This window comes from Bifidobacterium asteroides (assembly GCF_019469425.1).
GTDB lineage: Bacteria > Actinomycetota > Actinomycetes > Actinomycetales > Bifidobacteriaceae > Bombiscardovia > Bombiscardovia asteroides_I.
The window spans coordinates 753,113-766,529 of the sequence record NZ_CP048272.1; the positions used below are offsets into that span (position 1 = coordinate 753,113).

Genomic DNA, 13,417 nt, shown 5'->3' on the forward strand with positions numbered 1-13,417 from the left:
TGCAGTAAGAGAACACAATCGGGCTGGTTGGCCTGAAGCGAGGTGGAGAAACATATGGCTCTATTGACGCCTAATGACATAAGGGAGCATACCTTCCAGACAGTGCGGTTCAAGGAAGGCTACGACGTCGACGAGGTTGACGACTTCCTGGATCAGGTCACCGACACGGTTGAAGCCTTGGGCAAGCAGGCCATGCAAGGCAACACCGCTTCCACCCAGTCCCTGGGTACCGACGTGGCCTCGCTGAACTCCAAGATCTCTGACCTGACGGCTCAGGTGGAATCCCTGCAGACAGAAAACCGGGATCTGAAGCAGGCCCAGGGTAATGCCGCCCAGCAGCCTGCCGTGGATGCCCAGACCAAGCGTCTCCTGGCCGAGTCCCAGAGTCAGGTCAAGACCCTGGCCTCCCAGAACGACCAGCTCAAACGTCAGGTCGAGCAGCTCAACTCGCAGATCGACCAGCTGACTGCCCAGGCCGCCGCGGGCAACAACACCCAGGCGCTGACCAACCAGCTGACCGCCATGCAAAAGGAGCGCGACCAGGCCCGCCAGCAGGTCCAGGCTCTGACCAACCAGGTCAATGCCTCCCAGCAGAGCATGGCCACGGTTCGCCAGCAGGTCGCCCAGGCCCAGAAGGCCTCTCAGGAACAGCAGCAACGCACCGAGCAGCTGAACAAGCAGCTGGAGGAGTCCCGCAAGCGCGAGGAGCAGCTGCGCCAGCAGGTCTCCAAGTCTGAGCCCCCCACCGAAACGGGCAGCTTGCAGCGGATTGCTGGTGCTGGCGCCGAGGCCAGCAGCGAGCCCGAGAGGGCCACCGCCATGCTCACCTTGGCCATGCAGCTGCACGACCAGTATGTAGACAAGGGCAAAGCCAACGCCTCTCAGCTGGTGGCCGAGGGCCATGCCCAGCATGACGACATCGTCAAGAAGGCGGAGGACTACTCCAAGAGGACCCGCGCCGAGGTGGACGAGTACTCCAAGCGAGTGCACTCCGAGGCTGATGGCTATTCGCAGCGTGTACGCTCCCAGGCTGACGAGTACTCGGTCAAGACCCGTTCCGATGCTGACGCTTATTCCAAGCGCCAGCACGCCCAGGCCGACGAGTACGAAACCCAAGTGCAGACCCGGGCGCAGGAATATGACAAGAACACCCGCGACGGAGCGGACCGCTATGCAGCCGATGTCAAGAACAAGCTCATGGATCAGTCCAAGGTTCTTGAGGAGAACATCCAGGGGCTCAAGCAGTTCGAGGCGGGTTACCGCAGCAAGCTGACCGAGTTCCTCAACCAGCTGATCAACCAGATCTCGGACACCAGCAATTACCAGTCCATGGAGAAGAAGTCCGAATAGGCCCACTGATTCCATCCGGTAATGACCAAGAACACATACAAGAGACGGCTGCGCGGGCGCGTGGCCGTCTTCGTTGCTCTGGCGGCAGTGGCCATAGCCCTGGACCAGGTGACCAAGGCCCTGGCCGTGGCCCGGCTGGGCAACGGGATCAGAGTGGCTCTGCCTGGACCGTTGCGTGGGCTGCGTCTGGTGCGCAACCCCGGGGCTTCGCTTGGATTGGGGTCCGGGAGCACCTGGGTCATATCCCTTATTGCTCTGGCGGCCTGTCTGCTTATCATTGTTCTGGCTCTGCGCACCACCTCCATGGTCTGGACCCTGGTCCTCTCCCTGGCCTTTTCCGGGGCAGCAGGCAATTTGATCGACAGGGCGACCTATGCTTCCGGTTTTCTTGACGGTGCCGTGGTCGACTTTCTGGACTACGGCTGGTCGGTGGGCAATGTGGCCGACGTGTATCTGACCCTGGCAGGCATGGCCGTAGTGGTGCTCATTATCTGCAATGTGCGGTTCAGCGACAGGGACAAGACGCCGGAACATGGGGGAGCGGCCAAGTGACCCGGCTTCTTCCCGCGCCTGATGCCTTGGTGGGTCGGCGCCTGGACATGGCCCTGTCCAAGATGCTGGGCCTGTCCAGAGCCAAGGCCAGCGATCTGGTGGCCCAGGGCCATGTGCGGATCATGGGCCGTCGGGTAAACAAGGCTACCACCCTCATGAGCGGTGATCTTATAGAGCTGGACGAGCCCGAGCCGGCCAAACAGGTTGAGCCGGTGGCCGAAGATATGCCCGTGGTCTACGAGGACGAGGACGTGGTCGTCGTCAACAAGCCGGTGGGGGTGGCAGCCCATCCCTCCATAGGCTGGACCGGCCCAACCGTTCTGGGCAGCCTCCTGCAGCGGGGCACCCACATCACCTCCATGGGGGCCCAGGGGCGTCAGGGCATCGTCTCCCGCCTGGACGCGGGCACCAGCGGCCTCATGCTGGTCTGCAAGTCCGACCTGGCCTACAAGGAGATGCGCCGGCAGTTCGCCCGGCATGAGGTGGTCAAGATCTACCACGCCCTGGTCCAGGGCAACCTGACCGAAAACAAGGCCACCATTGAGGCCCCCATCGGACGGGCACGCGTCTCGGACTTCCGATTCACGGTCACGCCTGCCGGCAAGGAGGCCATCACCCACTGGGATGTGTTGGAGCGCTTCGGCTCGGCCACCTTGGTCAGCGTCAATCTGGAGACTGGGCGCACCCATCAGATACGCGTGCACTTCTCCTCCATAGGCCACCCCCTGGTGGGCGACCACATGTATGGGGCCAACCCCGACCTGGCGGACAGACTGGGCCTGAAGCGGCAGTGGCTGCATGCCATGCGCCTGGAATTCCGCCATCCGCGCACCAAAATCTGGACCAAGGTGGTCTCCTCTTACCCGGCCGATCTGCGCCGCTCCCTGCAGATCGAGCGTCAGAGCGCCACTGGTATACGCAACTAGCGGACTCCGGCGATTCGGCCAGGATCCTGGGTAAGTTGGAGATATGTCCTCAACCCGGTCAGACTTTGTTCATCTTCACACCCACACCCACTATTCCACCTTGGACGGGGCCAGCAGGATCCCCGACCTGGTTGCCGAGGTGGGACGGCTGGGACAGCCGGCCGTAGCCATCACCGACCACGGCAATATGCACGGGGCCTACGAGCTCTGGCGGACGGCCGTGGATGCCGACATCAAGCCCATCATCGGCATCGAGGCCTACGTGACCCCTGAGACTGCCCGCCAGGACAAGAGCCGGGTCCACTGGGGAACCGACGAACAGCGTTCTGACGATGTCTCCGGCGGCGGCTTCATCACCCACATGACCCTCTGGGCCAGCGACGACATAGGCCTGGTCAACCTGATCAAGGCCTCCTCGGTGGCCAACCTGGAGGGCCTGGTGGGCAAGTGGCCCCGCATGGACAAGGATCTGCTGTCCACTTATCACCAGGGGGTCATCGCCACCACCGGCTGCCCATCCGGCATTGTCCAGACCAGACTGAGGCTGGGACAGTTCGACGAGGCCCTGAGGGCCGCCGGCGAGTTCCAGGACATCTTCGGCAAGGACAATTACTACGTGGAGCTGATGGACCACGGGCTGGAGATCGAACATCGGGTGACCAAGGATCTGCTGGAGATCGCGCGTCGTCTGGATGCACCCCTGGTGGCTACCAATGATTCGCACTATGTGCGCGAGGAGGATGCCTCGGCACAGGATGCCTTGCTCTGCATCAACTCGGGGTCCCGGCTGACCGACCCCGGCCGCTTCAAGTTCGATGGCAGCGGCTACTACATCCGCTCGGCCCAGGAGATGCGCGAGATCTTCAAGGAGTTCCCCGAAGCCTGCGACAACACCTTGGAGATTGCGGAACGCTGCAACGTCATGTTCGATGACCACGAGGACGGGGCCTTCATGCCCCGCTTCGACTGCCCGGAAGGCTGGGACGAGACCTCTCTCTTCCTGAAGAAGGTGGACGAGGGGCTGAAGAACCGCTACCCGGACGGGGTGCCCGAGGAGGTCTCCCACCAGGCTGACTACGAGTGCGGGGTCATCTGCCAGATGCAGTTCACAGGATACTTCCTGGTGGTGGCCGATTACATCAACTGGGCCAAGAACCACGGAATCATGGTGGGGCCGGGCCGTGGATCGGCGGCAGGATCCATGGTGGCCTATGCCATGGGCATCACCGAGCTGGACCCGCTCAAGCATGGGCTGATCTTTGAGCGCTTCCTCAACCCCGAGCGCGTCTCCCTGCCTGATATCGACGTGGACTTCGACCCCGAGGGGCGCATGAAGGTCCTAGACTATGTGGGCCGCAAGTACGGCTCCGACAAGGTGGCCCAGTGCGTGACCTACGGCACCATCAAGACCAAGCAGGCCTTGAAGGACTCAGCCAGGATCATGGACTACGAGTACTCCGTGGGCGACCAGGTCACCAAGGCCCTGCCGCCTACGGTCAACGGCAAGGACATGAGCCTCAAGGAGATCTTCGATCCCCAGTCCAAGCGCTACCCGGAGGCCAAGGAGTTCCGCGACCTGTACGAGTCCAACCCGGATGTCAAGCGGATCACCGAGGAGGCCAAGGGCATCGAGGGCATCATCCGCCAGACCGGCGTGCACGCCTGCGCCACCATCATGGCCTCCAATCCCATCACCAATACCTCACCGCTGATGGAGCGCACCGACGGCACGGTGACCACCACCTTCGAGTACCACACCTGCGAGACCCTGGGGCTGGTCAAGATGGACTTCCTGGGGCTGTCCAACCTGACGGTCATCAGGGATACGGTCACCAACATCGAGCGCAACGGCAAGGAGCCCATCAGCATCGAGAAGGTCCCCTTGGACGACAAGGAGACCTACCAACTGCTGTCCCGGGGCGATACCCTGGGCGTCTTCCAGCTCGATGGCGACGGCATGCGCTCTCTGCTGCGGATGCTTAAGCCCGACAACTTCAACGACATCTCCGCCCTGATCGCCCTCTATCGGCCGGGGCCCATGGATATGAACTCGCACATCAACTATGCCAAGCGCAAGAACGGGCTGCAGAAGATCGAGCCCATTCACCCCGAGGTGGCCAAGCCCCTGGCGGGCGTGCTGGACGAAACCTACGGCCTGATCGTCTACCAGGAGCAGGTCCAGTCCGCAGCCCGAATTCTGGCCGGCTACTCCCTGGGCCGAGCCGATGTGCTGCGAAGGGCCATGGGCAAGAAGAAGCCCGACGTCCTGGCCAAGGAGCAGGTGCCCTTCTTCGAGGGCATGAAGGCGCACGGCTACTCCCAGGAGGCCGCCCAGGCGGTCTGGGATGTCCTGGTGCCTTTCTCCGGCTACGCATTCAACAAGGCGCACTCGGCCGCCTACGCCCTGATCGCATACTGGACCGCCTACCTGAAGACCCACTATCCGGTGGAATTCATGGCCGCCCTGCTGCAGAACGAGCGGACCAACAAGGACAAGACCGCCCTCTACCTCGGCGAGGCCAGAAGGATGGGCATCCGCATTCTGCCGCCTGACATCAACGAGTCCGTGGCCGAGTATTCCGCTGTCGGCGACGTGGTTCGCTTCGGTCTGGGGGCCATCCGCAATGTGGGCGACAAGGCGGTTGCGGACATCATCAAGGAGCGCCAGGGACCTCGGGGCAAGTATGTCAATTTCATGGACTTCGTTAAGCGGGTGCCCATGGAGGTGCTCAACAAGCGAACCGTGGAATCCCTGATCAAAGGCGGTGCCTTCGATGGCATCGACCCCAACCGAAGGGCTCTTTTCCAGATCCACGACGAGGCCGTCGACCAGGTCATGCCCATCAAACGCAAGCAGGCCGAGGGCCAGTTCGACCTCTTCGCCGATGCCGATGACGGCGCGCCCCAGCAGGACGCATTGGGCGACGCCCAGGTGACTGTGCCCGACATCGACGAGTGGGACAAGTCAACCAAGCTCAACTTCGAGCGGCAGATGCTGGGTCTGTATGTGTCTGACCACCCGCTGAGCGGCATGACCTCGATTCTGGCCGGCATGCGCGACATGTCCATCGCCCAGCTGCTCAACCGGTCCAAGGGCATGGACGGCAAGGCGGTGACCCTGGCTGGGCTGGTCACTGCCGTGGACCGCAGGGTCTCCAAGAAGGGCAACCCTTGGGCCATCGTAACCATCGAAGACCTGGAGAGCTCCATTCAGTGCATGTTCTTCGGCAAGGTCTATGACGCCCACTCCGACGACCTGGCCCTGGACTCGGTCATCCGGGTGAAAGGGGTGGTCGAGCTGCGTGACGAGGTCACCAACATCCGAGTCAACGATATGGAGGTGCCTGTCCTGGAGTCGGCGGACGAGCGGCCATTGACCATCACCCTGCCCAGGCAGGCCCTGGATCGGGGGCACATGGAGCGGTTGGCCCGGATACTCAAGTCCCACCCCGGCTACTGCCTGGTCCGCCTGGCCGTCACCGACGACCGGGGCAACGTCCGTCTGCTGACCTTTGGCGACGGATTCCGCACCAGGCACGACACCTCCATGATGGCCGAGATCAAGTCGGTGTTCGGACCCTCCTGCCTGCCGTCGGCCTAGGACGGGCCCGGAACCGTCTCACCATTCGGGACGGTAGTGATTTGCTGGCGTCGGCGACATAAAAGTTCACTACCATCAAAGTATGTCAAAGCTCATGATGAGAACCATGGATCTGCGCGGGAAAACCATGTCCCGCGCCCAACTCCTCGCCGCCATGCCCCGTGCCGATATGGGCACCCGGGAGGCCAGCGCCCAGGTGCAGCCCATACTGGACCAGGTGCGCGAGCATGGAGCCGTTGCCCTGCGCGACCTGGAGGAGAGGTTCGACCATGTGCGTCCTCATGATCTGAGGGTCCCGGCATGGGCCATGCAGGAGGCCTTGGAGGGGCTGGATCCTAAGGTCAGGGCGGCAATCGAGGAGTCCGTTACGCGCATCCGCAAGGTCTGCGCCACCCAGGTGCCCAAGCCCATGGCCACCGACCTGGCACCCGGCGCCCGAGTCAGCGAGCGGTGGATCCCGATCCAACGCGTAGGTCTTTACGTGCCGGGAGGCAAGGCCCTGTATCCTTCCTCGGTCATCATGAACGCAGTGCCCGCCCAGGTGGCTGGCGTCGATTCCCTGGCCGTGGCCACTCCGCCCGCCTCTGACGACCCCCGTGGCATGCCAGCGGCCATCATCCTGGCCACCTGCGCCATCCTGGGGGTGGATGAGGTCTATGCCGTGGGCGGTGCCCAGGCCATAGCCATGTTCGCTTACGGGGTCAAGGGGTCGGAACCTCAGGACGGGGAGATTCTCTGCGACCCGGTCGATAAGATCACCGGTCCGGGCAACATCTTTGTTGCGACGGCCAAGCAGATGGTCTCCGGCATGGTGGGAATCGACGCCGTGGCAGGACCCACGGAAATCGCTATTCTTGCCGACGAGCAGGCCAACCCCGACTGGGTGGCGGCAGACCTGATGGGCCAGGCCGAGCATGACGAGTTGGCCGGCTCGGTGCTGATCACCGACAGCCAGGACCTGGCCCAGGGCGTTCAGAAGGCCTTGGATCGAAGGGTGCCTAGGACCGAGCATGCCGACCGGGTGCGCACCTCCTTGGGCGGCAACCAGTCGGGAATCATCCTGACCGACGGAATCGACCAGTCCATCGACGTGGCCAATGCCTATGCCGCCGAGCATCTGGAGGTTCAGACGGCCGATCCTGATGCCGTCATCGACCGGATTCGGAATGCCGGCGCCATCTTCCGCGGCCCTTGCGCTCCTGTGCCCCTGGGCGACTACATGTCCGGATCCAACCACGTCCTGCCCACAGGCGGAACCGCCAGGTTCGACGTGGCCCTGGGCGTCCACACCTTCATTAAGCCTGTAGAAGTCATCGAATATGACCAGGAAGGGCTTAAGCCCATCGCCGCCAAGATCAATGATTTCGCCGTATCCGAGGACCTTCCCGCCCATGGCGAGTGCGTCCTGAGCCGGTTCCTGGACGACCCCTACGACAAGGCCGACCTGGAAGCCAACGAAGAGAAGGCCGGTCTGCGGTGAGTGTCATACCTGCCGATCTTCCCCTGCGTAGGGACTTGGTGGGGAAGGAGCCCTACGGCGCCCCCCAGCTGGATGTCCCGGTCTGTCTGAACGTCAACGAGAACCCCTACCCCCTTGACCAGGAGGTGGTCAATGCCATCTGCCGGCGTGTGCGCCAGATGGCCCCCGGTCTCAACCGTTATCCGGACAGGGAGCATGAGGAACTGCGGCGGGCTCTGGCTGCCTACCTGAAGGAGGAGTCAGGGACCTCGCTCCAACCCGAGCAGATCTGGGCGGCCAACGGCTCCAATGAGATCATGCTCCAGCTCTTCCAGGCCTTCGGTGGACCGGGCAGGACCGCCTTGGGCTGCGATCCGACCTACTCCATGTATCCCGAGTACGCCAGGGACACCTTCACCGACTGGGAGCTGGCTCATCGGCTGTCTGATTTCAGCCTGGACATTGAAACGACCATCGAGCGCATCAAGGCGCTAGGCCCCGCCTTGGTCCTGGTGACCACCCCCAACAATCCCACGGGGACGCCTCTGCCCATGGATCAGCTGACCAGGCTCCTGGAGGCTTGCTCCAAGGTCCCTGTAGCGGGCGCGGATCCGTCCGCCCGGCCCATCGTGATCGTGGATGAGGCCTACATCGAGTTCCGAGACCCGGGTACGCCTTCGGCCGTCAGTCTGATCGGGCAATACGACCACCTGGCAGTCAGCCGGACCATGTCCAAGGCCTTCGCCTTCGCCGGCGCCAGGGTGGGTTACCTGGCAGCATCCCAGGGAATAGTCGACGCGGTCCGCATCGTTCGTATGCCCTACCACTTGAGCGCCCTGACCCAAGCTGCGGCCCTGGCTGCCCTGGAGCACACCGATCTCCAGCTTGCTCGGGTGGATCGGCTCCGCCAGACCCGTCGGGAAGCCGCTGAGTGGCTGGCCGGACAGATTTTCCATGGCCGGCCCCTGACCGTTGTCCCCTCGGCCTCCAACTTTATCCTCTTCGGCACCTTCCCCGACCGCGATGCCGTCTTCGAAGCCATGAAGAATGAAGGCGTGCTGATCCGGGCCGTGGGTCCTCAGGGCTTCCTGAGGGTCTGCATGGGCACGGATGCAGAGATGGAGCGATTCCGCCAAACCCTGGTTCATGTCCTCAAGCGGTTCTAGGAGGATCAGACCAGCGGCACGGCTATGCTGGTGGTCTAGACGCCGTGCAGGGGCCCTAGTACGGACTGGATGCGCGGCAAGAAAGCGGAGGAGCAGCAATGGCAGGCAGAACAGCCACCATCACCCGCCAGACCAGTGAATCCAAGGTGAGCCTGAGTCTGGACCTGGATGGCACCGGAGTGACCGACATCGACACCTCAGTTCCCTTCTATGACCATATGATGACGGCCCTGGGCAGGCATTCCCTGATCGACCTGACCATCAAGGCCAGCGGGGACACACGGATCGATGTCCACCACACCGTCGAGGACGTGGCCATCGTCTTTGGCGAAGCCCTGGCCCAGGCCTTGGGGGACAAGCGGGGCATCAGGCGCTTCGCCGACGCCACCGTTCCCCTGGACGAGGCCCTGGCCCGAGCCGTGGTCGATATTTCCGGCAGGCCCTATGCGGTCTGCACCGGCGAACCCGAAGGGTTCGAGTACGCCCTGATCGGCGGGCACTTCACCGGCTCCCTTGTAAGGCACGTCATGGAGTCCATTGCCCTGCATGCCGGCATCTGCCTGCACCTGACCGTCTTGTCGGGCAGGGATCCGCACCACATTGCCGAGGCTGAGTTCAAGGCCCTGGCCAGGGCTCTGCGCTTTGCTGTGGAGCCTGATCCCAGGGTGAAGGGCATCCCCAGCACCAAGGGGTCGCTATGAGCGCCGATGAACACGACAACAAGGATCAGGATCTGCCGGATTCCGGCAATCATCTGAGCGAGGAGGAGGTCGAGCGGGCCCTGGCCAGCTTTGAGGCCGAATTCAATGAGGGTCAGAACCAAGCGGATCAGCCAGCTGAACACTTTGATTCGAGCGTGGATGACCAGGCTGGGCTGGATTCCAAGCCCGCTGACCAATCGTCGGTGAAACCCGACGGGGCTGATGGTGTTGCGGCTGACTTCGATCAGGAGCTTGAAGGCCTGATCGGCAACCGGGCCAAGGCCGCCGTCATGGTGACCCGTCTGGCTTCGGCAGAGCTTCTGGCGGCCTTCTGCCAGATTTCCGATATTTCGGCCTGGTGCATCCAGGCCCGTGAGGGTGCCGTGGCCGTCCTGAGAAACCTGGATGGGGACGGACCCGAGGCAGCCATCCGCGATTTGACCACGGTCGTATCCGGGCTCAGCGCCATCCTGGCGGTCAACCGTGCCGACAAGCTCGAAGTGACCCTCTGGATCAGCGGGCAGTCGGGGCAGACGCTTGCGCCGCCCATCCTCTTTGCCGCTACAGCCGACTTCGTGGAGGACCTGATGATCGGGACCACTACAGTGGACAGGCTGCGCCAGGATGGGGCCGCCGTCTTCGACTCAGGGGAGTACAACCGCGAGAAGGCCATGGGCATCATCGCCTCGCACACCAGATTCGGGGCGGGCGGATCGACTCGCCAGGGCCGCGTCGAATAATCAAGTCGGGTAGAGGTTCAGGCAAGAGGCTTGGCTAGGAGGAACATGACCAGGATACAGGTGCTTGACTATGGGTTCGGCAATGTCAGATCCATGGTGCATGCCCTCTCCCAGCTTGGGGTCGATGCGCAGATCAGCGCCGACCCGGACCTGGCCATGAAGGCCGACGGTATGGTCATTCCCGGAGTGGGGGCCTATGGGGCCTGCATGGCGGGGTTGCGTGCCGTCGGCGGCGACCGGATCATCCTGGATCGCCTGGCCCAGGGGCTGCCGGTCCTGGGGGTCTGTATAGGCCTCCAGATCATGTTCCAGTTCGGGGACGAGGACGGCCGCAGCGAGCCTGGTCTGGGCCTGATCCCCGGTCGGGTGACCAAGCTGGATGCCGATGTGGTGCCCCATATGGGCTGGGACCATGTCCAGGCGCCCCAGGGAACGCGGCTTTTGGCAGGGGTCCAGGACCAGCGCTTCTACTTTGTCCACTCCTATGCGGCCATGGCAGTGCAGGGCGGTGACCTGACCGGCTGGGCACAGCCCGATCTGTCCCTGCGGGCAGCAGCATTGAATGAGCATAACGACAGCCAGCCAGAGTCCGACAAGACCACACAGGGTGCATCTTTTGGCGAACCGCTGGTTACCTGGGCCACCTACGGACGCAGCAGGTTCGTGGCCGCCTATGAATGCGGCCCCTTGAGCGCCACCCAGTTTCATCCTGAAAAGTCTGGCCAGGCCGGGGCACGTTTGCTGACCAATTGGGTGCGGACCCTTCCCGGGGCTTCCGATCTCCCCTCCGAGAAAGGTGAGTGAGATGCTGACGCTTCTACCTGCTGTCGATGTCCGCGACGGAAAGGCGGTCCGCCTCAAGCAAGGGGTCTCCGGTTCCGAGAAGGTCTACGGGGAGCCTGCCGATGCAGCCAAGGCCTGGGTAGACCAGGGGGCCGAATGGCTCCATCTGGTCGATCTGGATGCGGCATTCGGCACGGGCGACAACCGCGACAAGCTGGCCGCCTTGGTCAACGAGCTGGGGGATTGCGTCAAAGTGGAGCTCAGCGGCGGCATCCGCGACGACGCCAGCCTGGAGGCCGCCCTGGATGCAGGCGCCGCCCGGGTCAACATCGGCACGGCGGCCCTGGAGGACCCGGAGTGGACCAGCCAGGTTCTGGCTCGCTACGGACGGAGGGTCTGCGTGGGTCTGGACGTGCGCGGACACACCCTGGCCGCCCGGGGCTGGACCAGACAGGGCGGGGACCTTTTCAAAGCCATGGAACGATTGGACCGGGACGGGTGCACCCGGTACGTGGTCACCGACGTGACCCGCGACGGGATGATGACCGGCCCCAACCTGGATCTGCTGGGTCATGTGGCTGGTCGGACCCCGGCCAAGGTGACCGCTTCTGGGGGCATATCCAGTCTGGGTGACCTGAGCCATATCCTGGACTTGGCCGATCAGGGCGTGGACAGCGCCATCCTGGGCAAGTCCCTCTATGAAGGGGCCTTCACCCTGGAGCAGGCAGTAGATCTGGTCTCGGGGCATTGTTAACGCTATAAGCAAATCTGCGAAATATAGGAAAGGGAGCATAGGCGCTATGGATAAGCAAGAGGAGTTCGCGCTGCGCACTGTCGAGGAGCGCGATGTCCGGTTCATTCGTCTCTGGTTCACGGACGTTTTGGGAACGCTGAAGTCGGTGGCCATTGCGCCCACCGAGCTGGAGGTGGCCTTCGAGGAGGGGCTGGGCTTCGACGGCTCGGCCATCGAGGGCATGACCAGGGTCTCCGAGGACGATATGATCGTCAAGCCCGACCCGTCCACCTTCCAGATACTTCCCTGGAGGGGAGGGCCGCAGGGCACGGCGCGGATCTTCTGCGACGTGCTCACCCCGGACGGCGAGCCCAGCAGCGGGGATCCCCGGCATGTGCTCAAGCGGGCCCTGGCCAGGGCCAAGGAGAAGGGCTTCATCTTCTACACCCATCCGGAGATCGAATTCTACCTGTTTGAGAACCAGGACGACTGGTCCCAGACCCCGACACCTATCGACGAGGGTGGCTACTTCGACCATGTGCCCCGCAGTCCGGGGATGGACTTTCGCCGGGCCTGCGTCAACATGCTGGAGCAGATGGGCATCTCGGTGGAGTACTCCCACCATGAGGCCGGACCGGGGCAGAACGAGATCGACCTGCGCTATGCCGATGCCCTGACCACCTCCGACAACATCATGACCTTCCGGACCGTTGTCAAGGAGATTTCCCTGGAGCGGGGGATTTACGCCAGCTTCATGCCCAAGCCTTTCACTGACCAGCCGGGATCGGGCATGCATACCCATCTGAGCCTGTTCGAGGGGGACACCAACGCCTTCTACGAGGTGGGCCAGGAGTTCAACATGTCCCAGACGGCCCGGCAGTTCGCAGCCGGCATTCTGGCCCATGCGGCCGAGATCTGCGCAGTGACCGACCAGTACGTCAACTCCTACAAGCGGCTCTGGGGCGGGGCCGAGGCGCCCAGCTACGTCTGCTGGGGGCACAACAACCGGTCCGCCCTCCTGCGCATACCCCAGTACAAGCCCGGCAAGGGCAACTCGGCCAGGATGGAGTTCCGCGGGCTGGATCCGGGGGCCAACCCCTACCTGGCCTACTCGGTGCTGCTGGCTGCCGGCCTGGACGGGATCGAGCAGAAGATGACCCTGGGCGAGCCCACCAGCGATGACGTCTGGGAGCTGACCGACGCCGAGCGGCAGGCCATGGGCATCGAGCCCCTGCCTGACAGCCTGGACGCGGCGCTCAGGGTCATGGAGAAGTCGGACTTCGTGGCGCAGGTGCTGGGTGAGCAGACCTTCGAGTACTTCCTGCGCAACAAGCACCGGGAGTGGGCCGGATACAGCCGGCAGGTCACCCCCTATGAGCTGGCCTACTACCTGCCCAAGCTTTGAA

At 63.3% G+C, this 13,417-nt stretch carries 11 protein-coding genes; all 11 read left to right on the forward strand.

The window, feature by feature from the left end:
- Nucleotides 1-54: 54 nt before the first annotated feature.
- The 11 genes from GYM67_RS02850 to glnA all read left to right on the forward strand — a co-directional run bounded on the left by GYM67_RS02850 (nt 55) and on the right by glnA (nt 13,416).
- Nucleotides 55-1,350 carry a DivIVA domain-containing protein gene (locus GYM67_RS02850; RefSeq protein ID WP_220237038.1) on the forward strand — a complete coding sequence of 432 codons (1,296 nt, stop codon included), beginning with the start codon at nt 55-57 and terminating at the stop codon, nt 1,348-1,350.
- Nucleotides 1,351-1,371: 21 nt separating this feature from the next.
- Nucleotides 1,372-1,902, forward strand: coding sequence for a signal peptidase II (locus GYM67_RS02855; RefSeq protein WP_220237039.1), 531 nt, complete (start codon nt 1,372-1,374; stop codon nt 1,900-1,902).
- Nucleotides 1,899-2,828, forward strand: coding sequence for an RluA family pseudouridine synthase (locus GYM67_RS02860; protein ID WP_220237040.1), 930 nt, complete (start codon nt 1,899-1,901; stop codon nt 2,826-2,828). The genes GYM67_RS02855 and GYM67_RS02860 overlap by 4 nt, the downstream gene beginning before the upstream one ends.
- Before the next feature lie 43 nt (nt 2,829-2,871).
- Nucleotides 2,872-6,429 carry a DNA polymerase III subunit alpha gene (gene dnaE / locus GYM67_RS02865; protein WP_220237041.1) on the forward strand — a complete coding sequence of 1,186 codons (3,558 nt, stop codon included), beginning with the start codon at nt 2,872-2,874 and terminating at the stop codon, nt 6,427-6,429.
- Nucleotides 6,430-6,511: 82 nt separating this feature from the next.
- Nucleotides 6,512-7,909: a histidinol dehydrogenase gene (gene hisD / locus GYM67_RS02870; protein WP_220237042.1), complete on the forward strand. Its 1,398-nt coding sequence runs from the start codon at nt 6,512-6,514 to the stop codon at nt 7,907-7,909.
- Nucleotides 7,906-9,054, forward strand: a complete 1,149-nt coding sequence (locus GYM67_RS02875; protein WP_220237043.1) for a histidinol-phosphate transaminase — start codon at nt 7,906-7,908, stop codon at nt 9,052-9,054. The genes hisD and GYM67_RS02875 overlap by 4 nt, the downstream gene beginning before the upstream one ends.
- Nucleotides 9,055-9,152: 98 nt before the next feature.
- Nucleotides 9,153-9,755 carry an imidazoleglycerol-phosphate dehydratase HisB gene (gene hisB, locus GYM67_RS02880; protein ID WP_220237044.1) on the forward strand — a complete coding sequence of 201 codons (603 nt, stop codon included), beginning with the start codon at nt 9,153-9,155 and terminating at the stop codon, nt 9,753-9,755.
- Nucleotides 9,752-10,495: a hypothetical protein gene (locus GYM67_RS02885; protein WP_220237045.1), complete on the forward strand. Its 744-nt coding sequence runs from the start codon at nt 9,752-9,754 to the stop codon at nt 10,493-10,495. Before hisB ends, GYM67_RS02885 begins: the two co-directional genes overlap by 4 nt.
- A 45-nt stretch (nt 10,496-10,540) precedes the next feature.
- Nucleotides 10,541-11,299, forward strand: a complete 759-nt coding sequence (gene hisH, locus GYM67_RS02890) for an imidazole glycerol phosphate synthase subunit HisH (protein ID WP_220237046.1) — start codon at nt 10,541-10,543, stop codon at nt 11,297-11,299.
- Nucleotide 11,300: 1 nt separating this feature from the next.
- Nucleotides 11,301-12,032 (forward strand): bifunctional 1-(5-phosphoribosyl)-5-((5-phosphoribosylamino)methylideneamino)imidazole-4-carboxamide isomerase/phosphoribosylanthranilate isomerase PriA, encoded by a 732-nt coding sequence (priA, locus tag GYM67_RS02895; protein WP_220237047.1) that lies wholly within the window; start codon nt 11,301-11,303, stop codon nt 12,030-12,032.
- A 46-nt stretch (nt 12,033-12,078) separates the two neighbouring features.
- Entirely contained in the window at nt 12,079-13,416 is a 1,338-nt protein-coding gene (gene glnA, locus GYM67_RS02900; protein ID WP_220237048.1) for a type I glutamate--ammonia ligase, read from the forward strand.
- Nucleotide 13,417 lies beyond the last annotated feature (1 nt).